Source organism: Salinivirga sp. (assembly GCF_055145285.1).
The window spans coordinates 1-23,668 of the sequence record NZ_JBSRDC010000011.1 but is presented as its reverse complement, the minus strand read 5'-3'; the positions used below and the strand labels follow the sequence as shown (position 1 = coordinate 23,668).

The window sequence follows — 23,668 nt, the reverse complement described above, 5'->3', positions numbered from 1 at the left end:
TTCAGCTGATTAAGAATATGGTCGAAAAATGTGCTCTTTATAATTGCTTGGTTATGTGTGTTTAAGAAATCCAATATTTTTTCTACTTTCCTGATTTTTAGACCAAAATTTTCAAGTTGGGTTAAATCGGGGTTAAAATCACACTCTATTGTTTCTTGTAACCACCTAATAATCAAACTTGTAATAAGCAATGATGCTTTTACGATCGATGCAAATAAAAAAAGGTGCACCAGAATAATCCATGCACCTAATTGTTAAGCTTTTATAGCTTATATCATCTGTTTATAATTTTGATTTTATTTGTCAGAACTTGTCCCGCAGCAGGCGGGATAGCCTGCCCCGCAGAAGGCTGGAGAACCTCCTTTTAACTGCATTCTTCCAAATAATCATGGTTTCCGCTTTTGTGGAACAGGCGGTGAGTGTTCCGCCAACCGGCAAATCATGGCTCGGTTTATCAATTTTTCAAAATTGTTTTCTCTATTATTTTGGGAATATCAGTATTATCTAAAATACCCTCAAAATGATTTGAACCGACTCCATGGGCATGCACAACGACGGGCAAACCGGTGTGGGAGGTGGATGTCCACCCTACTCCTGCTTTTCTATTGAGCATTTTGAGAGCTGTGTATAAAAATTCGTGAACAGAACTGTAAAGGAGCTCAACGTTTTGTCCTTTTACGTTGGTTGTGGTTTCCCAACTTTTACGTAGGATTTGTTTCTCTTCTTCAGTCAACTTTATTTTGGTGCCTAAACCAAGGTTTTCATCAATAAATGCTAAAGCCTCCTTGAATTCAGCACCTTTATCTATCAACTGTTCTATTTCATTCTCAAGTTGTTCGTGGGATTTTATCTGGTGCTGTAAAATTTTAAAATTGGTTTCATAGTCCATGTCATCGTTGCCCAACGTTAAACCACCTGTTTCATGATCGCCCAACACAACAATAAGCGTTTCGTCCGGATGTTTTTCAGCGAACTTAAGAGCCTCGCCAATAGCATTATCGAAATCTACCATACCAGCAATGGTCGCAGCAGCATCATTAGCATGACAGGCCCAGTCAATCTTTCCTCCTTCGATCATTATAAAGAAACCATCTGGATTAGCGAGCAGTTCAATACTTTTTTGGGTGATTTGGCTCAGTGTTAAATCATCATCATTCATATCAATGGCAAAAGGCATAGTTGCTCCACTTTGCAGCCGTTCATGTGAAAAATAAAGCGGTAAGTCGGCATTAGTGCTGGTCAGAAAGGTTTTGTTGTTGCGTAATACTTTAAGCCCGTCTTTCCTTTCATATAGGTTTGGTTTATCTTCATTCTCGCCATTAGCGTCTTTTATACCGCCCCCGGCAAACAAATCAAATTTAGTGGAAAACATTTGTTGCCCAATTTTATAATATTGCCCCCGATCATCGACCTGGGCATAAAAGGCAGCAGGTGTTGCATGATTAATGGACACTGTAGAAATAATTCCAACTTTCAGGCCTGCTTCTTTGGCTTTATAAGCTACTGATTGATAATTTTGGCTGTGATCTGCAGATTTGCCAATAGTATTTATACTTGTTTTATGGCCCGTAGACAAAGCTGTACCGGCAGCTGCCGATCCTGTAATAAAACGGTTGCCGGCATGCGCATAAAACCATCCGTGTGCGTCAAGCTGGCTTTGGTTTAATTGCATCATCCCCTTTTCACCTGATTTTTGAGCTAAAAAAGCTTCTGTCAGGCTTAACTGGGGCAAAGATGCTCCATCACCTATAAAATAAAATACATATTTGGCTTTCCCTTGATTTTTTGGTGATTCCTGTGTTTGGCATGCGCCAAAAGCCAGTACAATCACCAACATTACTGGAATGATGTTCCTTAATCTCATATTTTCATTGATTAGTTATGCAAATGGGCTTAAAATGTTAAAGCTAATGTGTCAAACAAATATTATGCACGTTTTGTTGTTTATCTTACAAACCGTCCAAAATTTTTTGCTTTCAGGTTGTTCAACTTTACTTTAAAAACCGCTACTTGCTTAACGGCAGGAGAATTGTAATCAAACTCACCCTCAACATATTGTGCCATAACCAGATTAAGTGCTTTCACTTTCTCGTCGTAGTCGTCCACAAATTCTATTTTTCCGTGGGCAACTATACTTTTATAGTTCATTCCATAAGAGCAGGCTACTTCTTGGTTTTGATAATATATGCTGTGACCGGTGCTCATGGTAATGCAAACTTTCGGATTTTTGCGTAAAATATCCATCTTCTTCCCCCTGGGATCGCCATGAAAATATATTACGCCGTTCTCATAACCATAATTCATCATCACCACGTAAGGGTCGCCATGCTCATCAACCATGGACATGGCACAGCTATCGCATTTTTGAATTATTTCTTCCTGTTCTTTTTTATCGGTTATCCAAACGGTAGGCATAAGGTTTTCTTTATTTATTCAACAATAGTTTTTTCGTTACGCGAATTAACAAATAAAATATCGCCCATCTGCTCATATCCCATAAATATTTCTTTACCATCGTGTTTAACCTGCTCTTCAAGGAAACCGATGATTACCAGGCCGGCATCGGCTGATTTTGCCTCAATAACAGAACGTTGAGTTTCTTCTTCACCAATTTCAATGCTTTCTATATTCTTTGCAGAAATAGGCAACCTTCCTGCTTCTACAATTTTTAATAGTTGTTCTCTGGCTTCCTCTTTATGCCCATGCTGAGCAACGTTAAAAATACTAATTCCAGCTTTATCCCATGCTGGATGGGCAGAAATAATATAGCTCAATAAAATCATTTCATTGGCATTATCAACATCTGTGGACCTTATCCAAACGTGAATACCATTTTTAAAATTCACCGGCTTCAAAGTCGAGCAATAAAAGCAAATATCGAAATCTCCGGCTTTAGCAAGCGGCATATTCTCTACAATGGCCTGCATATTTTCTTTGTCGGTACGCAACGATTCAAATACCACCATATTATTTTCCATGCCCGAAACACCCGGCAGCTGAATAGCCTGCGCCACAGCAGAAGTATACGACGGTGAAATCATGGTATCTACATACACTGCGCTTTCTTTCTGGTCGATTATCTCTACCAGTTTTTCGAGTTCCTGTTGGGCTTCCTGCGCCAATTTGGTTGAAAAATAACCATTTTTCATATGTATGTAAGTCCCGAAACCATATTTCCAGGCAATCCAGTTCATAAATTCCAAAGCTTTTTGCCGATTAAAAGAATCACTGCTGATACAAATAGCTGAGGGACGCCATTCAGCTTTCTTTGCAGATTTATAGGTTTTTTGCATGTAAACTTGTAGTCGACGGTTAAGCTGGAAAAAAGCACCTTTAAATATATCTTCCATACCACGTCTGTGCTTGTGTACATTATTGATATATATATACAAAACGCCAATGGCAATTACAGCAGCCAGGGCATACAAAGCATCAATCTTAAACATAAGCCATACTGCCATAATAAATCCAATGAGCGAAACATACCAACGGCTTTTAAACGATGGCCTGTAGGAAGGGGCAGATCCAAAATGGTTCAAAAAAGAAATCAATGACAGGGAACCATAAGTCACCATGAAAAACATGGTTATAATCTGTGCCACAATATTTACATCACCCAGCACCACAAAAAACAAAGCTATAATACAAGTTATAAGTGAGGCATTAAATGGTTCTCCGTCTTTTTTGCGTAGTGCAGCTAACACACTATTGGCCTTGCTCCACGGTAGAGAATGGTCACCTGAGAGCGCCTGCAAGGTGCGTGGAGCCACCATAATCGAGCCCAATGCCGATGAAATAGTAGAGGCGGCCAATCCCAACGGAATCATAATATAACCGTAAGGGGCTATTTGCGCCATAATAAGCTGGTCGTTTATAAGGGCATCTGTAGGAGCTGAGCCGGCAATTTTCCAGGCCAGAAACATGTAAATGACAATACCGCTCAGCGTTGCAGCAATGGTTCCAAGCGGAATGCTTTTACCCGGTTTTTTCAGATCACCCGAAAGGCCCACACCGGCAGTCATACCCGTAAATGCCGGAAAAATAATGGCAAATACTATAAAAAAATCTGAACTATTTCGCAGTCCCATATTTTCGCTCAAAAAACTTGTAGAGCCCTCAAGCGGCGAACCTGCAAAAACAAGCCCCAATGCCACAAACAGCACTGCAACAACTACATATAATGCTTTCACGCCCAGGTTTGCACCTTTTTTTAAGATTAAAAAGCTCAGCAACAGCATAGCGGGTATTGAAATAACCTGCCTGGGCAAATCAATACCATGATTAACTTTTAACCATTCAAATACCGGAGAAAAGGCCTCTGTAAAAGCTATAACATAAAAAGCCACACTGATGGCCTGGCTAAGAAATAGCGCCAATCCAATGGTAGCTCCAATATTAAGTCCAAATGAGCGACTAATGATAAAATATTCACCTCCACCCTGTACACGCTTGTTGGTAGCTATCTCAGAAATTGCAAGTGCTGTTGGTATTGTAACGAGGTGGCCTATTAAGATAATAAATATTACACCCCAAAAACCTACTGTACCTATAGCATATCCGAATCTTAAAAATAATATAGCGCCTAAAATGGTACTAATAGCGGTAAAAAATACCGGTGCAGTGCCAAACTTTGCTTTGCTCATTGAAAGAATTATTTAAAAGATTAAAATTAAATCCTAAGGCCTAAGACCGTAATATCATCAATTTGTTCATGCGCTCCTTTCCATTGATAAAAGTTATGCTCAAGTTTCTTCAACTGTTCATTCATGGGTAAATCAGAAATTTCCAGCAATAACTTTTTAAACCTGCTACGTTTAAATTTTATGGCTTTTTGCCCACCAAACTGATCGGCATATCCGTCTGTAAACAGGTATATCTGGTCACCCTTTTTCAAAGGAATGGTTTCCTTTGAAAAATCTTTCATTTTTGGATAAACAGATATGGGTGCTTTATCTGCCTTATATTCAAGCAGCTCATGTTCGCGAAACAAATACAAAGGATTACGGGCACCTGAGAAAGACATTTGTTGTTTCGAAAAATCTATGTTAATCAATGCTATATCGAGTCCATCTTTTTGTTCGCCCGGCGCCATTCGCTGGTCTAATGTGGTAATAATTTCATCTCTTAAATGATTTAGTATCTCAGATGGATCCCTTAATTTTTCTTTGAGCACAATTTCCCGAAGAAATGATATCCCAAGCATGCTCATTAATGCACCAGGAACTCCATGTCCGGTGCAATCTGCCACAGCTACTATCATTTGATTATCAACCTTTATCCACCAGTAAAAATCTCCGCTAACCCGGTCACGTGGATAAAACAGTAAAAAATGGTCCTGGAAGTATTCCGTAAGCTGACCTTGCCCCGGAAACATATTGTATTGTATGAATTTGGCATATTCAATACTTTCTGTCAAATCCTTATGTATAAGCTCCAATTTATCTTTTTGAAAACCTATTTCATTGCGTTGGGCTAAGATTTCTTCTTTTTGCTGGAACAATTCTTCATTTTTTTCGGATATTTCAAATGTGCGCTCTGCAACAGTATTTTCCAGTTCACGTTGTCTGTACTTAAACCTTGCAATGCGCCATTGGTAGATACCAAAAACGATTAACAATATCATCAGAATAAAAACTATTCGAAACCAGAGTGTTTTCCACCATGGAGGTAATATCACAAATGAAAAATCAGCTTGCTTACTCCACAGGCCTGAATTACTTAAAGCACTTACCTTAAAAATATATTCACCCGGAGGCAGGTTGCTGTAAGTCACTTTATTCTGTCTGGTAAGGGGATTCCAATGCTTGTCATAGCCATCCAGCATAAAACGGTATCGCATTTTTTCCGGATTCTTCCATGCGAGTCCTGAAAAAACAAATGTGAGATGATTGAACCCATGACTTAGCTCCAAATTTTCAGGCAAATGATTCCATGCACTCACATTTGAATAACTAATTGAGGCTCCTTTGCCTACATTTAATTCCTTTTGCAAGGTTTTATCAAATCCGGAAATTAAATTCTTATCTAACCAATTTATGGTCTCATAAAACAATTGTACACTGGTAATATCAATAGAAGGATTTATGGTATCAGGGCGCTGAATTTCAGGATTATAAGAGACAAGCATTTTACCTGTCCCCCACCACAAATTCTGATTCTGATCTAAGCTAACTGAATTATTGGAAAACACATCGCCCCCAATAAAACCTTCATTGTAGGTATAATTTTCCAGCATATACGCCTGGTCAAATATCGTAACACCTTTTGTATAAGTATCATCCTCTTTAAGCTTGCGCATCCTGCTGACCCCATTTTCTGTACCTAACCATATATCACCATTGGGATGAAAAACTATATTTTGAATCAAATTCGAAACAATACCATCATCTGTATCGACAATAGTTAAATTTTCTTTGAATAATTTATAGAGTTGTTTTATTTTTTCGGACTCCATATTCTTCCTGCTGTGCAAATCAAGGGCTTTCACGAAATCCCGATGGATCACATTTAGTTTGTTGTTGCTTGTTATCCACATGTGGCCTTCGTTACCTTCATAAACTCGATAAGTAACATTATTGCTTAAGCCATGTGACGAATTAAAATGATAGAACCGATGGCCAGTAAATACTGCTATACCGCTATCGCTGGAAGCTAACCAAAAGTTTCCAAAGCGGTCGGGCGTGATATCTCTGATTTCTTTAAGGTGTAAACCTTGTTTTGTTTGGTATGTTTTAAGTTGTCTATCTTTAATGCTGGTTAAACCGTCATAGGTTCCTATCCACATTGTATGCGAAGAATCGTAATGAAGAGCTGTAACCTCGTCGTGTGTAAGTCCCTCCTGGGTTGAAATGTTCAAAACATCGTTGCCATCAAATATATTTACACCTCCACCGTCAGTAGCCAACCACAAATTGCCCGAGGCATCAGGTTCTATGTCCCAGATTGTATTATCCGTTAATCCATGAGATTTTTTCCAGTTATAAAAGTGCGCTCCATCAAATTTAATTAAGCCATCGCCCCAACTACCCATCCATAAATTACGCTTATTATCATTATAAAACGAAAGCATGATTTTACCTGGTAACCCCTGAATTTCAGACATATAATTAAATGCCCCACCATCATATTTCATTAAGCCACCGCCATAAGAAGCAATCCAGTATATTCCGGAAGGGTCTTGCAGCACATCCCATATCATATCGTTTGTGAGACCGTGTTCAGAACTAATATTTCGAAAAGTATGTCCATCATACTTTACAATACCATTACCATCAGTACCAATCCAAAGGTTACCACGATCATCTCTGCTTAGCGATAAAATTTCTGAGGACGGAAAGCCTTGAGGGTGAGTGTACTGGTGAAAATATTCACCATCAAACCTTATTGCCCCTTCGCCATAAGTACCAAACCAGATATCATTATTTACATCATAATTAACCGCCCAAATGGCATTGGTGGGTAAACCACTTTGCACGGTTATATGCTGAAATGCTTCCCCGTTCCAGCGAATCGCTCCACTGTTAAATGTGCCAATCCAAATATTGCCCTCTGAATCTTCATTTAAATCATACACCTGGCGGCAAAACAATCCATTATCACTCGTAAATACCCTTAGCGTCTTGCCATCAAATTTTGCAAGACCGTTATTCGTTCCCATCCAGATATTACCATGCCTATCTTCGAGCAAAGACATAGCTTTATTTCCGGGCAGGCCCGTTTGCTGATTGAAAAAATAAAAATACTTACCGTCGAAACAAGCCACGCCATTGCTGTAGGTCCCCATCCAGAGCCGGCCTTGCTGGTCGTATAAAACGCTCATAACCTTCTTTCCCGGCAAACCATGCTCAATTCCATATCTGACGAAAGATTTGCCGTTATACCCAACTAAGCCTGCACCATACGTACCCATCCAAACCATGCCATCATCATCTCGTGTTAACGACATTATATAGGAAGAGAACAAGCCCTGGGCAATATCTACATATTTAATGTTTGCAACAATATTCTCCCTGTATAAAGTTTTTCCTGCCTCAACTATTTCATGTAAAGAAGCTCTTTTTTTCAATACCTGACCTTTCCCGAGCTTTTTCAAGGTATCACCTTGTAAGTAGGTGATTGGGTAAACTGCAGGGGTCTTTATCTCACTTCCTTCAACTTCTAAAGAATCTTTAACGGTTTTAAACGCGTATGATTTAGGTGGATGAGTGGATCTCAGTATTCCACCGGACTCTACTCTTGTTTTGCCGGGCACAATTGATTTTATACCTTTATATACGGTTTGGGTCGGAGGTTTTAAATTTATGCGGTTTGAAGATTTGCCCTCCTTTTGGAGCTTAATTATGTTAGCAGAATCAATCCGGAAAGGATACACCTGGCTTTTAAGGTTAGACGTGAATAGCAAAAAGAAAAAAAACAATAATAATAAACGCATGTTCTGGATTTTTCATCTGTTTACTTTTAATTTTCAATGGTCATACAGCCTGCCCCGCCGAAGGCGGGGGAACCTCCTTTTAACTAACAACCAGACTTTTAACTGCATTCTTCCAAATAATCATGACCGTGTACTTCGACATGCTCAGCATAAATGCGTTAAGAGTCTTGTCATGGAGGTTTCATCAAATTGCACTCTAAAATACAAATTTTACGTTAATTTCTTTTAGTTTTATACTTGAAGTTGCTTTTAATTAAAAAAATCTCTCATTTTTCAATAACTTTACCCCATTGCTTCGTTAAAAAAATATTCTATTGTTATGAATTATAAAAAGTTATACATATTAACCCTCCTTACAGCCAGTCTCTTCCTGTTTAATTATTCTGGTGTAAGCCAACCTGTGAACAATGACAGTCTTACAAAACTGCAACTTGAACGAATACAACAAGAAATTACTATTCTTCAGCATAGATTTAACCGCTTATATAACAGGTTAGACCAAAACACAAGAAAACTAATCGATCAGTCAGATTCGGGCATTGATCTTTTAGTTTCCGAAACACTACAAATCAAACAAAATCAAAATGAAGCCTTTGAAAATCAATCTCAACAAATATCTGCTTTAAAAAAAGAATTAAAAACAACACATGAGCAATATCGGCAAAATTCCATGCAGCTTTATGTTTTGTTGGGGCTGGCCATGATTTTATTAATCGCTGTTTTAATTATGCTCTATCAAATCAGAAGAAAATCAGTAGAAGTGCTTGCACAGAAGTCAGACAAAATTTTTGACCAGCAATCAGCCATACATCAAAAAACTACTGATTTACTAAATTTACATACAGAAATATCAGAGGCCATTGAACAACAACATAAATTGATAAAAAAACAGAAAAAAAATACTGGTATAGCAACTAAAAAGGCTGTGAAAGATACAATTAAGAAAAAATACAGAAAAGATTAATAAGCGCTCTTTAACACATATGAGCTGGTTTACTTTTCCCGAAGAAAAAATTTTTATGTAGGTTTGCAGGAAACACCTCCCTATGACTGGTAAGAACCTTTCAACGCCCTTGCAATTTTTAAAGGGAGTTGGCGAAAAACGTGCTGTATTATTCGAAGAAGAACTCAACCTAACCACTTTTGAGGACTTGCTACACTATTACCCTTTTCGCTATGTAGACCGGAGTAAATTTTATACGATAAGTGAACTCACTGCAACACCAACCCAGGTGCAGGTAAAAGGTCGCTTTACACGAAGTGAAGTACTGGGTACAGGAAATAAAAAGCGACTTACAGCCCGTTTTACCGACAATACGGGCAGCGTAGAATGTGTTTGGTTTAAAGGGTTAAATTACATCAGCGAACAAATTAAACCCGGTGTAGAATATGTACTCTTTGGCAAGCCTGCTCTTTTTAATAACCGCTTAAATTTTACCCATCCTGAATTTGAAACACTCAAATCGTTCCTTAATAAAACGGCCGCACCATTTACGCCGGTTTATCCACTGACCGAAAAAATTAAAAAATTCAGGATTAATGCCCGTGTAATACAAAAACTCACACGCGAATTACTAATAGAACTCAAACCTGTGATCCACGATCATTTCCCTGAAGAGTTTCGCAGGCAATACAACCTGATGCATTTATACGAGGCTTTAAAGCATGTGCACTTTCCAGAAAATATGAAAACACTTGATCAAGCCCGGTTCAGACTTAAGTTTGATGAACTGTTTTTTATTCAACTATTTATTCTTAAATCAAAAATAAAGCGCAATAATGCCATAAAAGGTATCATATTTCCCAAAGTTGGGCATTACCTGAATACTTTTTATAAAAATCACCTGCCATTTGAACTCACCAATGCCCAAAAAAGAGTTATAAAAGAGATGCGCCAGGATATGAAAAGCGGTTTACAAATGAATCGGCTTTTACAGGGTGATGTAGGTAGCGGTAAAACACTTGTGGCGCTTATGATAGCATTAATTGCTGCAGATAACGGGTATCAGTCGGCTATGATGGCCCCTACAGAAATATTAGCTCAGCAACACTACAAAAGTTTACAAGAGATGCTGGGTGCTTTAGACTACAAAATTGCACTATTAACCGGTTCCACCAAAACCCGCCAAAGAAGGGAGCTTCACGAAAAATTACGGAATGGTGAAATAGATTTGCTCATTGGCACCCATGCACTGATTGAGGATGAGGTGAAATTTCATAAACTGGGCTTGGTAATCATCGACGAACAGCACCGTTTCGGGGTCGCTCAGCGCGCCAGACTTTGGCGCAAAGACAAACAACCACCTCATGTACTGGTGATGACTGCCACACCTATTCCACGAACGCTGGCACTCACGGTACACGGAGACCTTGATGTGTCGGTCATTGACGAATTGCCCCCCGGGAGGAAACCGGTAGAGACACACCATCGTTTCGAAGACAAGCGAGCCAACATTTACAAGTTTATGCGCCAGCAAATTGCCCAGGGAAGACAAATCTATGTGGTATTTCCCCTGATACAGGAATCTGAAAAGCTGGATTTCCAGAATCTTGAGGCAGGTTATGAACGAATTATAAAAGCGTTTCCACCAGCCAAATATAAAACTGTAATGGTGCATGGACAAATGAAGCCCGATGAGAAAGAAAAAAAAATGCAGCAATTCGTACGCAATGAGGCGCAAATAATGGTAGCTACCACAGTTATTGAAGTTGGCGTAAATGTTCCAAATGCTTCCATTATGATTATCGAGAGTGCTCAAAGGTTCGGATTATCACAATTGCATCAGCTGCGTGGGCGTGTAGGAAGAGGTGCAGCCCAATCATTCTGTATACTGCTCAGTCCCTATAAAATTAGTCAGAGTACCCGTCAGCGCCTGGGAATTATGACTCAAACCAACGATGGATTTCAAATAGCCGAAGAGGATATGAAGTTGCGGGGTCCCGGTAATATTGATGGCACGCAACAAAGCGGAGATCCATATGATTTTAAAATAGCCAGTCTCACACAAGATCAATCCATACTTATTTTGGCCCGCCGCGCAGCACAAAATATACTGGAAAAAGATCCGGATCTCAAAGCAACTGAACATGAATCACTTGCAAAACAACTGCACCAGCGACACCCAAAAGAAATCAACTGGCGGCAAATCAGTTAGCATAGAAAAACTGAGTGTCTAAAATCAAAAAACGCTATGCAATTTTATTATTATAAGCATATTCTACGAGTAACACTACCAAAATCCGCCACAAAAGCCAAGTTAACATTTTATTTAAACTCAAAATAAATTAGGCTCCTAAAGGTTAAAAAGGATGCTTTAAAGCAGAAGATTTTTTAAAACATATATACTTTTGCGTGAAGATTCACCAATTTGGAGTATGCGATGATAGAACATGAAGGCGTAATAGTAAAATCATCTTCATCCGGAGCAACTGTAAAAATCATAAACAAATCTGCCTGTGCCTCTTGCCAACTTAATGGTAAGTGCAACTTATCTGATGTACAAGAGAAGTTTATCGATGTGCATACATCTGGAAAATTATATAATGAAGGAGACCTGGTAACTGTTACTGGAGCCGAGAGTATAGGTTTCAAAGCCTTGTTTCTGGGTTATATTTTACCTTTTTTAATTGTGCTGAGCACGGTAGTTACACTAACAGTGCTCAATTATTCAGAACCTGTAGCCGGGCTGGTAGCTATTGGAACATTGATTCCATATTACATCCTGCTTAAGATGATGAACCATAAAATACAAAAGCAATTTTCGTTTTACCTGAAAAATACATAATTCGATGAGTGACATTATTATTTACACCGTAATTACCTTAAGTGCACTTGGAGCTGTTGCAGCAGTAGTGCTCTTTTTTATTGCGAAAAAGTTTAAGGTTTACGAAGATCCCAGAATCGATCAAGTGGAAGAGATATTGCCCGCAGCCAACTGCGGGGCATGTGGCTTTCCCGGCTGTAGAAATTTTGCCGAAGCACTGGTAAAAGCTGATGATATCTCGGATTTAAATTGTCCGGTAGGTGGCAACGACACCATGAATGCCGTAGCCAAAGTATTGGGTAAAGAGCTGGAAGAAAAAGAAGCTCAAATAGCTGTGGTGCGCTGCAACGGTACGCCCGAGCACCGCAAACGGGTAACCAATTACGAAGGCGCCTCTTCATGTGTAATCGCGCATAACTTGTATACAGGCGAAACAGATTGCCCATACGGTTGTCTTGGTGAAGGCGACTGCGTAGTTGCCTGCGATTTCGATGCCATTTATATGGATGAAGAAACCGGGCTTCCTGTAATCAAAGATAACTGTGTAGCCTGTGGCGCATGTGTCGATGCCTGCCCACGCAATATTATTGAATTGCGCAACCGGGGTAAAAAAGAAAGACGTATTTATGTGAGTTGCATAAATCAGGATAAAGGAGGTGTAGCTAAAAAAGCCTGCTCCGTGGCTTGCATCGGTTGTGGCAAATGTGTAAAAGAATGCCCGTTTGATGCCATTACCATGGAAAACAACCTGGCTTACATCGACTACGAAAAATGCAAACTTTGTCGTAAATGTGCACCTGTTTGTCCCACAGGAGCTATTTTAGAAGACAACTTTCCTCCCCGCAAGCCCAAACCAAAAGCTGACCCGGCTAAAGAGAAAGCTGCAGTCACAGAAAAGAAAGCAGCAACTGAGCAAAAGCCAGAAGCTTCGGGGAAAAAAGATGAAAGTACAGAAAAAAAAGATAATTCAGAAAACAATAATAATTCAAACAATTAATACAGGAGGTATTGATGTTAAAGACATTCAAAATAGGCGGTGTGCACCCGGAAGAGAACAAGTTTTCAGCTGGGGCTGCCATAGAGAAACTACCTCTGCCCGGTACCGTTAACATTCCTGTGGCACAGCATATTGGTGCCCCTGCCAAAGTTTTGGTAAACCGCAAAGATGAGGTCAAAGTGGGCACTGTCATTGCCGAAAGTGGTGGTTTTGTATCGGCCAATATTCACTCATCTGTTTCGGGCGTTGTACAAAAAATTGATAATGTATACGATGCCAGTGGATATCGGCGTCAGGCAGTTATTATTAAAGTTGAGGGTGACGAATGGGAAGACCAAATTGACCAGTCAGCAGATCTTATGCATGATATTAACCTCAGCCAGAAAGAAATCATTGATAAAATTAATGCTGCCGGTATCGTAGGATTGGGAGGAGCTACTTTTCCAACCCATGTAAAACTCATGGTACCTGAGGGCAAAAAAGCTGAAATGCTGCTCATTAACGGAGTAGAATGTGAGCCTTATCTCACAGCAGACCATCGGTTAATGCTGGAGAAAAAGCACGAGATGATGATAGGAATTCGCATTTTGATGACTGCATTAGGCGTACAGAAAGCTGCCATTGGCATAGAAAATAATAAACCCGATGCCATAGAAGAACTCCGAAAGATCTCTGTAGACTATCCGGGTATCGATATTGTACCGCTAAAAGTAAAATACCCTCAAGGTGGTGAAAAACAACTTATTAAAGCTGTAATGAATCGCGAGGTTCCATCGGGTAAATTACCCATAGAAGTTGGTGCAGTGGTTCAAAATGTAGGTACTGCCTTTGCTGTGTATGAGGCCGTACAGAAAAACAAACCACTCATTGAACGCATCGTTACAGTTACTGGGAAATCAGTAAAAAAACCTTCGAACCTGTGGGTGAGAATAGGCACACCTGTAGAAAATCTTATTGAAGCCGCAGGTGGATTACCCGAAGACACCGGTAAGGTAGTTAGTGGTGGTCCGATGATGGGAAAAGCTCTAAACGACCTGGGTGCTCCGGTAACAAAAGGAACCAGTGGTGTATTGATATTTAAGGATAACGAGGCCCACCGTGTGGATTACAAAGCCTGCATACGCTGCGGCAAATGTGTAACAGCATGTCCGATGGGACTTGAACCCTTTCAGCTAATGAACTACACAACACATGAAATGTGGAAAGAGTCAGAAGCAGACCGCATGATGGACTGCATCGAATGCGGATCATGCTCCTTTACCTGTCCGTCTTATCGGCCACTGCTGGATTATATCCGCCTGGGAAAATCTAATGTAAGTCAAATAATCAGATCAAGAAAACAATAATGAACAGACTATTAACCGTATCACCGTCACCCCACGTCAAGGGACACGAATCTGTACCAAGTATTATGTACGGAGTTGTGATCAGCCTTTTACCTGCACTTGGGGTTGCAGTTTACTTTTTTGGACTGGATGCGCTGAAGCTTACGCTTATTGCTGTGGCTTCCAGCATGTTTTTTGAATGGCTGATTCAAAAATTTCTCATTAAAGAATCGCCCCGTTCGGCATTCGATGGTTCCGCCATAATAACCGGTATGCTTCTGGCATTCAACGTACCATCGGGTCTACCCATTTGGATGATGGTTGTAGGCTCCCTGGTAGCCATTGGTATCGGAAAAATGTCGTTTGGCGGCCTGGGTAAAAACATTTTCAACCCTGCGCTTGTAGGCCGCGTTTTTATGCTCATATCATGGCCGGTAGAAATGACCACCTGGCCAAATAACCGTTTTCATCTGGCCGATGGATACACCGGAGCAACACCGCTGGGCATGCTTAAAGAAGGTTTGCAAAATGACGAACCAATGTCGCAGCTCATGGATAAATTACCTACAGCACTCGACTATTTTGTAGGTAACATGTCGGGTTCTCTTGGTGAGATATCAGCGTTGGCCCTGCTCATTGGCGGTATTTATTTGGTTGCACGTAAAATCATCAACTGGCAAACGCCGGTAACCATTTTTACAACCGTATTCATTTTTGCTGCCATCATGCGTGCCATCAACCCGGAACTTTATCCGGATCCAACATTCCACCTGCTTACCGGTGGTCTTGTTATTGGCGCCATTTATATGGCTACCGATATGGTTTCTTCACCAATGACCATAAAGGGACAAGTCATATTTGGAGTAGGAATTGGCATTATTACCCTGGTTATTCGGTACTGGGGTGCTTATCCGGAGGGCGTTTCATTTGCCATACTAATCATGAACGCTACGGTGCCCATCATCGACCGATATACTAAACCTAAACGTTTTGGAGAGGAGGTTAAAAATGGCTAAAAAAGAATCAACATTTATCAATATGGTAGTTACGCTTTTTGCGGTTACCTTTATTGCTTCGGCTACACTTGGCGGCATTTATGAAATTACAAAGGGGCCCATTGCCAAAGCAAAGCTTAACAAAAAACTGAAAGCCATACAACAAGTTGTGCCGGAGTTCGATAATGACCCCAATTCAGAGATGTATACCATAAAAACAGACAATGCAGAAATGCCCCTGGAGATTTATCCGGCTAAGAAAGATGGTGAATTAGTTGGCGTTGCTGTTAAAACATACACAATGAAAGGTTACAGTGGCTTGATTCAACTCATGGTTGGATTTAAGCCTGATGGAACCATTAATAATATTTCAGTATTGCAGCACAAAGAGACTCCCGGTTTGGGAACCAAAATGACTGAAGATGCATTTAAAAAACAGTTTTACGGTAAAAACCCGTCCGACTTTTCGCTACAAGTCAAAAAAGATGGCGGCGATGTAGATGCCATTACTGCTGCTACTATTAGCTCACGCGCATTTTGCGATGCCGTACAGCGCGCCTATGATCAATATATGAAAGGAGGGAAAAAATGAATCAAAGACAGAATTTTACCAAAGGGTTCATCAAAGACAATGCGGTATTTGTAATGCTGCTGGGACTGTGTCCCACGCTGGCTGTAACATCAAGCGCAGTGAACGGACTGGGAATGGGACTTGCCACAACATTTGTATTAGTAATGGCCAATCTGGTAGTGTCATTGGTAAAGAACCTCATACCTGAAAAGGTACGTATTCCTTCTTTTATTGTGATTATTGCATCGTTTGTGACCATTGTGGATCTCAGTATGGCAGGTTTTCTCCCAAGCTTACACGAAGCGCTGGGTATTTTCATTCCCTTAATTGTGGTGAACTGCCTGGTATTGGGACGTGCAGAGGCATTTGCTTCAAAAAATAACATTGCATCATCAATGGTCGATGGTTTGGGAATGGGACTTGGATTTGCTTTTGCACTTACACTATTAGGCGCTGTACGCGAACTACTTGGCGCAGGCTCAGTGTTTGGAGTATCTATACCAATATTTCCAACTACAGAAGATGGTGCACCCATCACAATGTTATTGTTTGTATTGGCACCGGGAGCTTTTATTGCCCTCGGGTACCTGATTGCCATTATTAACCGATTAAAAAAATCTTAAAACGCTGAATTATGGAAATTTTTGCCATTGTAATATCGGCCATACTGGTAAACAATATTGTATTGATGCAGTTCCTGGGAATCTGCCCGTTTATGGGGGTATCCAAAAAATTATCTACTGCTGTGGGTATGACAGGAGCTGTAACTTTTGTAATGGTACTGGCCACTATTGTAACCTATTTGATACAAGTCTATGTACTCGAACCATTCGGCATTGGTTACCTGCAAACCATTTCTTTCATTCTGATTATTGCATCCTTTGTGCAGATGGTTGAAATTGTTTTGAAAAAAGTAAGTCCCCCACTCTACCAGGCATTGGGCGTATTTTTACCACTTATTACAACCAACTGTGCCATCATGGGTGTAGCGCTTTTGACCATACAAAACGATTATAATCTGATTCAAGGAATCATTTACGCGATTGGCTCGGCCATTGGTTTTGGTATTGCCATTACCCTGTTTGCCGGTATCCGCGAGCATCTCGACTTGCTCGATGTACCTAAAGGCATGCGCGGTACACCAATTGCCCTGGTTTCTGCAGGCATCCTTGCCATGGCCTTTATGGGATTCTCAGGATTGGTCTAAATAGAAATGATTATAAAGCAAAAGCGCAGCCCGATGGTTGCGCTTTTTTTAATTCCTTGTCTCGTAGCCACTTCAACGCCCTGAAAAACCACTTTTGAAAACCAATAAGTTATAAATGAAAATTTTGTATTATGCGTCATGCTTTGCACAAAACAGAAATTTTGTATGTATTGCGATCGCAATTCATGGTGTTTTAAATATCGAATCCGTATCCAAATCGATAAAAGGATAGCTAAAACTATAGCAATTCTATTTCTACCAACTAAACCCAATTCCCATAACCAATGAAGCATCGGGTGCACTTTTATCGCCGTACATAGCCTCTTCCATTTCGTCTGTAATGGAAATTATACCGGCAACCCCAATTTGATAGTGGAGACCAAAACGAGCCCCATCTTTGAAAACCCAGCGACCTCCAAATTCTACCCCAGCTGTTTCAATGGCTCCAAAACCGCCATCTTTAACCGATAGATTGAAAAAGAAGCTGTCGCGACTGGGATTGGTGTGAATTTTTACACCACCTGTTAGTCCGGCCAAACCACCTCCAAAGTGCACGCCAAAATAGTCATGCACACGAATTTCATAATTTACTCCTACCAGCGCGTATCCGCCAATTTGGTACCCAAAGGCTAATATATTCCGGGTTTCACCATTATCTTGCGCCTGCTCCTCAAGACTGGTATGTTCTGAAACGATTTTGTTAGCTCCCTGATTGTCAGATGTACCAGCCGTATCCGCTTTATTATTTACAACAATATCATCGCTTCTATTCTGAGAAGAGTCATCATTCGGTTTGTTTAACTCAGCCATTTTTGATTCATTATTCACCTTTTGTAACCAGTCTGATTCAGCAAAATCTTTGAGTGATTCCTGGAGTGCCAAACGAATATTTTTCGCATGCATACCCGTTACATCAATACCTGATAGTTTCCCTTGCTGCTGGTCAGAAAACAGCAATTTGTTTTTGTAATAATAGTCGGCTTCAAATGAAACAACTGCATACTCGGTTGTCAGCTCAATTGTTTCTTCTATTTGCAACTGTTTAATTTTTATTGTTATAGGCCTCTGGTAGGAACCTCGAGGTATGACAGACTGATAAAACGCTTTGAGTGAATTCTGGAAACCGTTCGCTAAATTGGCAGGTCTTCTGGTATTAAAAAATCCTTTTTTAACAATTCCAATATGTTCTTTTTGCGCACGATTATCAACGACTTTCTCAATATAAAAAGCCGGGTTTTGAATGTCTATTACCTGCGTGCTTAAACTAATTTCGAATGTTTTTTGAGCCAATAGGTTCATGGAGAAACTAAAAATTAGAAGCAGTAAGAAAAGCTTTTTCATTTGACTTTGTTTATTTTAATTAGACAAAAACTTAAAACACACAAATATAACATTGATTGTATTATTGAGAAATTATAACAATGTTTTTCTTTGTTTTTTTATGCCTAAATTCCGCAAACATGCCTTAATTTTTATTTTTTTGCTTGCGAATATTGGGTTATACTTGAGTTGAGTTTTTGCACTACCGGTGCTTTTGCCTTACATTGATAAAAATCAGAAAAGGTTCTAAATAAGCAGTGAGGGCCTCGCTCAAAGCCAAACCCTCACTAAAAATTAGTTTAAGTATACTGTCAGCACCCCACCATTTTTCCAGCGTTTTGGGAAGGTGAGAACTCCGGTTTACGTTTCTAAAACCTTTTATCCGGAGTTTTTATAAACAGCACAAAATATTAAATCTTACTTTCTACAATTTTCATTATCTCCTGCTCCATTGCAATAGCTTTCTGCTTAATCTCCTCCCCGTCTTTCAGAATCTTTTCGGCAAAAGCTTTGTCGGTCAGGTCTGCGGCATTAATTTTAACATTAAGTAAAGCGCCTATCACACCGGAACGGGCAGCCAAAGCGCCTACACCTGCATCGGTTACCGAATTTGGATTGCCAATTTCTGCCATAGCTTTCATCACTTCCATAGATTCATAGCAAAGCTTCATGGTCTCAAAAGGTACTTCTGTGGCATATTTGGTAGCATTGTCAATGGCCTCTTTGCGTTCTTTTTTCTCTTCCTCAGTACCTTTAGCCATTTTAAAAGCATCCATGATGCAATTAAAGGCCTTGGTGTCTTCATCAACTTTTTTCATTAGTGCTTCCTGGTAATATTTACCTTTTTCGGCCCATGCACTGAATTCCGGACAGCGATCGTCCCAGCCGCGCTTATGCGACGAAAGATTGGCAACCATTGTAGCCAGAGCCGAACCAAGGGCGCCCATGTAAGCAGCAATGGAGCCACCTCCTGGAGCCGGTGATTCAGAAGCGGTTTCATTGGCAAAGCCAGTCAGTGTTTTATTGACCAATGCATTGGGGTCTTCATCTTTTAGAATATATTCTATAATTTTCTTATCGGCTTCAAATGGATAGAGATCATCTAACCCAAGCGATTTAACCGCAATTTTAATAATTTCACTATCAGGAATACCTGTAGAGCGGTTTTGCAAGCGCAGGTAGTGTTTACCCGCTTCAATCATTGCTTTTAAAGGAACCACACCTACTAATTCCGATCCGGTAACCCGGAGACCGCGTTCGTGAGCGCTTTCATACACCGCATCAAAGGCTTCGTGAATAGAAGTTACTGAAATATCAGTTAAGTTCATCGAAATTTGGGCAATACCATATTCCTCAATGAACCAACCAATACCACGCACTTTTTTTAATTTCCCGGGTATTCTTACAGGTTCACCGTGCTCATCCAGCATTTTTTTACCGGATACAGGATCGCCTTCGCGCTTTACACGGCCAGCCTCTCGCACATCAAATGCTATTGAATTTGCTCTGCGTACCGATGTGGTATTAAGATTTACATTATAGGCCACGAGGAAGTTTCTGGCTCCAACAGCTGTTACACCTGATTTGGCAATACTTTCATTCCACTTGGCCGGTCCAAAATCAGGCTTCCATTCATCGGAAGTAATACGCTCTTTCAGTGCCTCGTATTCGCCTTTCCGGCAATTGGCAAGGCTGCGGCGTTTTTCTTCAGTAGCAGCAAACTCATAGGCAAAAACGGGAATTCCCAGCTCATCGCCGATGCGCTTACCTAATTTGTGTGCATATTCCACAGTTTCTTCCATGGTGATATTGGAAACCGGTACCAGCGGACAAACATCTGTGGCACCAAAACGAGGGTGAGCACCTTTATGGTTACGCATATCAATCAATTCCTGTGCTTTTTTTACCGCCCTGAATGCAGCCTCTATCACGTCTTCAGGTTCTCCCACAAACGTTACGACCGTACGGTTAGTGGCCCGGCCCGGATCTACATCAATTAAACGAACATTTTTCACCGTTTCTATTTGTCCGGTAATTTGAGAGATAATATTTTCATCTACCCCCTCACTAAAATTGGGGACACATTCAACAAGTTTTCTCATATCTGATGATTTTTGAATTTACAAATTGTTTTAATTCGTTATAATTGAAATTAATCAAGGTTGATAAGTTCTCCGTTGAGCATTATCTGTTCAACCAAATGACTGGTATAAGCATAAGGCAAATACTCATAAGAAGGAATCGGCTTGGTGATAATAAGGTTTGCAATTTTACCTTTTGCAACTGAACCCAACTCTTCTTCCAAGCCCATGGCATAAGCTGAGTTAAGCGTAGTGGCGTTAATTACCTCCTCTGGTGTCATTTTGTAATTGATACAACCAAGCGACATGATAAATTTCATATTGCCAGAGGGTGATGAACCCGGATTATAATCTGAAGCCAGTGCCAGTGGCAACCCTGCATTCATCATTTCGCGCACAGGTGAAAGCTTCATGTTCAGGAAAAACGCTGCACCAGGTAATACCGTCGGCATTGTTTCGCTGCCCTGAATGGCCTTAATTTCATCGGGCCCAACGAACTCAAGATGATCCACAGAACGGGCGTTGTATTTTACGCCAACCTGAATACCGCCACTGTAATCAAGCTCATTGGCATGTATTTTTCCTATCAGCCCGTATTTCATTCCTGCCATAAGTATTCGTTCGGTATTTTCTACTGTAAAAAAGCCTTTGTCGCAAAATACATCAATGTAATCGGCAAGTTCCTCTGCAGCCACTGCGGGTATCATTTCATTTATGACCTTATCAACAAATTTAGACTGGTCGTTCCGATATTCCATTGGTATGGAATGAGCGCCCAGGAAAGTGCTTTTTATGGTTATGGGTGTGGTTTCTTTCAGACGGCGAATTACACGCAACATTTTCAGTTCATTTTCGGTATCGAGCCCGTAGCCTGATTTTATTTCAACGGCGCCTGTGCCAAACCCAATAATTTCATGAATCCGTTCGAGCGCCTGTTCGTAGAGTTCATCTTCGCTGGTTTGAGCCAATAGTTTAGAAGAATTTAAAATTCCGCCTCCTTTTTTGGCAATTTCCTCGTAAGACAAACCCCGAATTTTGTCGCCATATTCAATTTCACGGCTTCCGGCATATACCAGGTGTGTATGAGAATCGCAAAAAGCAGGCATTACAATACGTCCACTCACATCTACTTCTGATGCTTCATCAGGCTCCGGACAATTGTTCATTGTGCCAAAATCTACAATTTTATCATCTTCAATCATGAGCCAGGCATTGTCAATTGCAGGCAAATTGGCCATTTCTTTTCCTGCTACCCATTTTCGGGGAGTATCTTCTGTTTGTATAAGTTTTTTAATATTCTTGATCAATGTAACCATAACCTTGAATTTATTTGGATTCTTTTTTCGAATAATTCTTTTACTTTTGGAGTTACGAAATTAGCAAATTAAGCGGCATTTTTCGGTATGTTTTACAAAAGATTTTGGTTATATGTATCTCAAATCAATATTTATTTTTCTACTGTTGGTGGGCTCAATAAGCAGTTTTGCCCAAAAAGACACCAAAGAAGACAGCGTTAAAACAGGGCTTAATTTTGGAGCATTGCCTACCATAACATATGATTCTGATTTTGGTTTGCAGTACGGCGGTATGGTGAACCTCTATTTTTATGGCAATGGCTCAACATACCCGGAATACCGTCATTCACTTTATATGGAAGTAAGCCGTTTTACGAAAGGAAGCGGTATAAACAGGCTTTTCTACGATTCGAAATACCTCATACCCGGCATCAGGCTTACAGCCGATATGAGTTACCTCACAGAACAGGCACTGCCTTTTTACGGGTTCAATGGTGCTGAAGCCATTTATAATGCCGGCTGGGAAGATGATCAAAGCGAGGACTATATCTCCAGGGTTTTTTACAGACACGAACGCCAATTTTTCCGTTTAAAAACAGATTTTCAGGGTAAATTACCTGTGAAAAACCTGGGTTGGATTGCCGGTTACCTGGGTTATAAGTTTAATATCGGATCTGTAGACGTTGACCGGCTAAACGAGGGAAAATCTGGCGACGATGCTTTACCCGATACTGCCGGCCTCTATGACTTGTATGTGCGTTGGGGACTGATTGATGAAGCTGAAAAAGATGGCGGCACACACCATTATTTCAAAGCCGGCCTGGTTTATGATACGCGCGACAATGAACCAAATCCCATGCAGGGAATGTGGTCGGAATTTGTAGTCCAGGCTGCACCCGAATTTGCAGGAAACAATAATTTTGGTCATGCCAAGATTTCGCTAACCCACAGACAATACTTCACCCTAATACCTGAAGATTTATCGCTGGCCTATCGTGTGCTATATCAAACGACTGTTGGTGAATGCCCGTTTTATCTTTACCCACTAATCAGCACATCGTTTTTAAAAGGCGCCAACAGCGAAGGTCTTGGAGGTGCAAAAACCGTACGCGGAGTGTTGCGCAACCGCGTGGTAGGAAAAGGTATAGCCTTTGGAAACCTTGAATTACGATATAAACTCTGGCGGTTTCACCTGTTTAAACAAAATTTCTATCTGGGTACGAACCTCTTTTTAGATGCCGGTATGGTTACAGAATCAATTGAATTCGATAAAGAGGCAGTTATTGCAGCAGCTGAAGATGATTTACCCGGGTTCAATGCAGAAGAATATTTTGATTCGGGAGAAAAGCCACATTTTGGCGTGGGTGCCGGATTCAGACTTGCCATGAACCAAAACTTCGTAATTGCATTTGATGCAGCACACAGTCTTGACCCACAAGATGGAGGTCTGGGTATTTATATTGGGTTGAATTATTTGTTTTAATGGATTAAGGATAGTACCTCTTAAATGTTTGATATTGGGTCACAACTATCCAAAACTTAAAAAAAAGGAACAGAACCCATATTTTTCGTTAACAAATAACAAAAAACCTAAAAAGATATGGGACTGTTCCGAAGTCTTTTGATTTTGGCAGGCAGGGAACACTGTTTTGACATTATAAACTACTTTTTTTCTGGAGTTT

At 40.4% G+C, this 23,668-nt stretch carries 17 protein-coding genes; 10 read left to right on the top strand and 7 right to left on the bottom strand.

The window, feature by feature from the left end; all coding sequences use genetic code 11:
- Positions 1-454: 454 nt before the first annotated feature.
- The 4 genes from ACTB0Y_RS02470 to ACTB0Y_RS02455 form a co-directional block, all read right to left on the bottom strand.
- Entirely contained in the window at positions 455-1,864 is a 1,410-nt protein-coding gene (locus ACTB0Y_RS02470; protein ID WP_463205207.1) for an alkaline phosphatase, read from the bottom strand.
- Between the two features lie 80 nt (positions 1,865-1,944).
- A complete protein-coding gene (locus ACTB0Y_RS02465; protein WP_463205206.1) occupies positions 1,945-2,415 on the bottom strand; it encodes a pyridoxamine 5'-phosphate oxidase family protein in 471 nt (156 codons plus the stop codon).
- Between the two features lie 14 nt (positions 2,416-2,429).
- Entirely contained in the window at positions 2,430-4,643 is a 2,214-nt protein-coding gene (locus ACTB0Y_RS02460; protein ID WP_463205205.1) for an APC family permease, read from the bottom strand.
- A 26-nt stretch (positions 4,644-4,669) separates the two neighbouring features.
- Positions 4,670-8,431 carry a two-component regulator propeller domain-containing protein gene (locus tag ACTB0Y_RS02455; RefSeq protein WP_463205204.1) on the bottom strand — a complete coding sequence of 1,254 codons (3,762 nt, stop codon included), beginning with the start codon at positions 8,429-8,431 and terminating at the stop codon, positions 4,670-4,672.
- A 319-nt stretch (positions 8,432-8,750) separates the two neighbouring features.
- On the opposite strand from ACTB0Y_RS02455, the gene ACTB0Y_RS02450 reads away from it, so the two are divergent.
- The 9 genes from ACTB0Y_RS02450 to rsxA all read left to right on the top strand — a co-directional run bounded on the left by ACTB0Y_RS02450 (position 8,751) and on the right by rsxA (position 17,290).
- Positions 8,751-9,395: a hypothetical protein gene (locus tag ACTB0Y_RS02450; protein WP_463205203.1), complete on the top strand. Its 645-nt coding sequence runs from the start codon at positions 8,751-8,753 to the stop codon at positions 9,393-9,395.
- An 82-nt stretch (positions 9,396-9,477) separates the two neighbouring features.
- Complete coding sequence (gene recG, locus ACTB0Y_RS02445) at positions 9,478-11,586, top strand: ATP-dependent DNA helicase RecG (RefSeq protein WP_463205202.1); 2,109 nt, start codon at positions 9,478-9,480, stop codon at positions 11,584-11,586.
- A gap of 225 nt (positions 11,587-11,811) precedes the next feature.
- Positions 11,812-12,216 carry a SoxR reducing system RseC family protein gene (locus ACTB0Y_RS02440; RefSeq protein ID WP_463205201.1) on the top strand — a complete coding sequence of 135 codons (405 nt, stop codon included), beginning with the start codon at positions 11,812-11,814 and terminating at the stop codon, positions 12,214-12,216.
- A 13-nt stretch (positions 12,217-12,229) separates the two neighbouring features.
- Positions 12,230-13,192, top strand: a complete 963-nt coding sequence (locus ACTB0Y_RS02435; RefSeq protein WP_463205208.1) for a Fe-S cluster domain-containing protein — start codon at positions 12,230-12,232, stop codon at positions 13,190-13,192.
- A gap of 14 nt (positions 13,193-13,206) precedes the next feature.
- Complete coding sequence (rsxC, locus tag ACTB0Y_RS02430; RefSeq protein WP_463205200.1) at positions 13,207-14,538, top strand: electron transport complex subunit RsxC; 1,332 nt, start codon at positions 13,207-13,209, stop codon at positions 14,536-14,538.
- A complete protein-coding gene (locus ACTB0Y_RS02425) occupies positions 14,538-15,533 on the top strand; it encodes an RnfABCDGE type electron transport complex subunit D (protein WP_463205199.1) in 996 nt (331 codons plus the stop codon). Before rsxC ends, ACTB0Y_RS02425 begins: the two co-directional genes overlap by 1 nt.
- Positions 15,526-16,104, top strand: coding sequence for an RnfABCDGE type electron transport complex subunit G (locus ACTB0Y_RS02420; RefSeq protein ID WP_463205198.1), 579 nt, complete (start codon positions 15,526-15,528; stop codon positions 16,102-16,104). The genes ACTB0Y_RS02425 and ACTB0Y_RS02420 overlap by 8 nt, the downstream gene beginning before the upstream one ends.
- On the top strand, positions 16,101-16,706 hold the full coding sequence (gene rsxE / locus ACTB0Y_RS02415; RefSeq protein ID WP_463205197.1) for an electron transport complex subunit RsxE: 606 nt from the start codon (positions 16,101-16,103) through the stop codon (positions 16,704-16,706). Before ACTB0Y_RS02420 ends, rsxE begins: the two co-directional genes overlap by 4 nt.
- A gap of 11 nt (positions 16,707-16,717) precedes the next feature.
- Complete coding sequence (gene rsxA, locus ACTB0Y_RS02410; RefSeq protein WP_463205196.1) at positions 16,718-17,290, top strand: electron transport complex subunit RsxA; 573 nt, start codon at positions 16,718-16,720, stop codon at positions 17,288-17,290.
- 255 nt (positions 17,291-17,545) lie between these two features.
- Here rsxA and ACTB0Y_RS02405 read toward each other — a convergent pair whose 3' ends face one another.
- The 3 genes from ACTB0Y_RS02405 to hutI form a co-directional block, all read right to left on the bottom strand.
- Entirely contained in the window at positions 17,546-18,631 is a 1,086-nt protein-coding gene (locus ACTB0Y_RS02405; protein ID WP_463205195.1) for a hypothetical protein, read from the bottom strand.
- A gap of 389 nt (positions 18,632-19,020) precedes the next feature.
- Complete coding sequence (gene ftcD / locus ACTB0Y_RS02400; RefSeq protein ID WP_463205194.1) at positions 19,021-20,712, bottom strand: glutamate formimidoyltransferase; 1,692 nt, start codon at positions 20,710-20,712, stop codon at positions 19,021-19,023.
- A gap of 50 nt (positions 20,713-20,762) precedes the next feature.
- The gene (gene hutI / locus ACTB0Y_RS02395) at positions 20,763-22,007 is read right to left on the bottom strand and encodes an imidazolonepropionase (protein WP_463205193.1); all 1,245 of its coding nucleotides are present in this window, start codon (positions 22,005-22,007) and stop codon (positions 20,763-20,765) included.
- Positions 22,008-22,119: 112 nt separating this feature from the next.
- Between hutI and omp85 the strand changes: the two genes are divergently transcribed.
- On the top strand, positions 22,120-23,469 hold the full coding sequence (gene omp85, locus ACTB0Y_RS02390; RefSeq protein WP_463205192.1) for an Omp85 family outer membrane protein: 1,350 nt from the start codon (positions 22,120-22,122) through the stop codon (positions 23,467-23,469).
- The last annotated feature ends 199 nt before the right edge of the window (positions 23,470-23,668 follow it).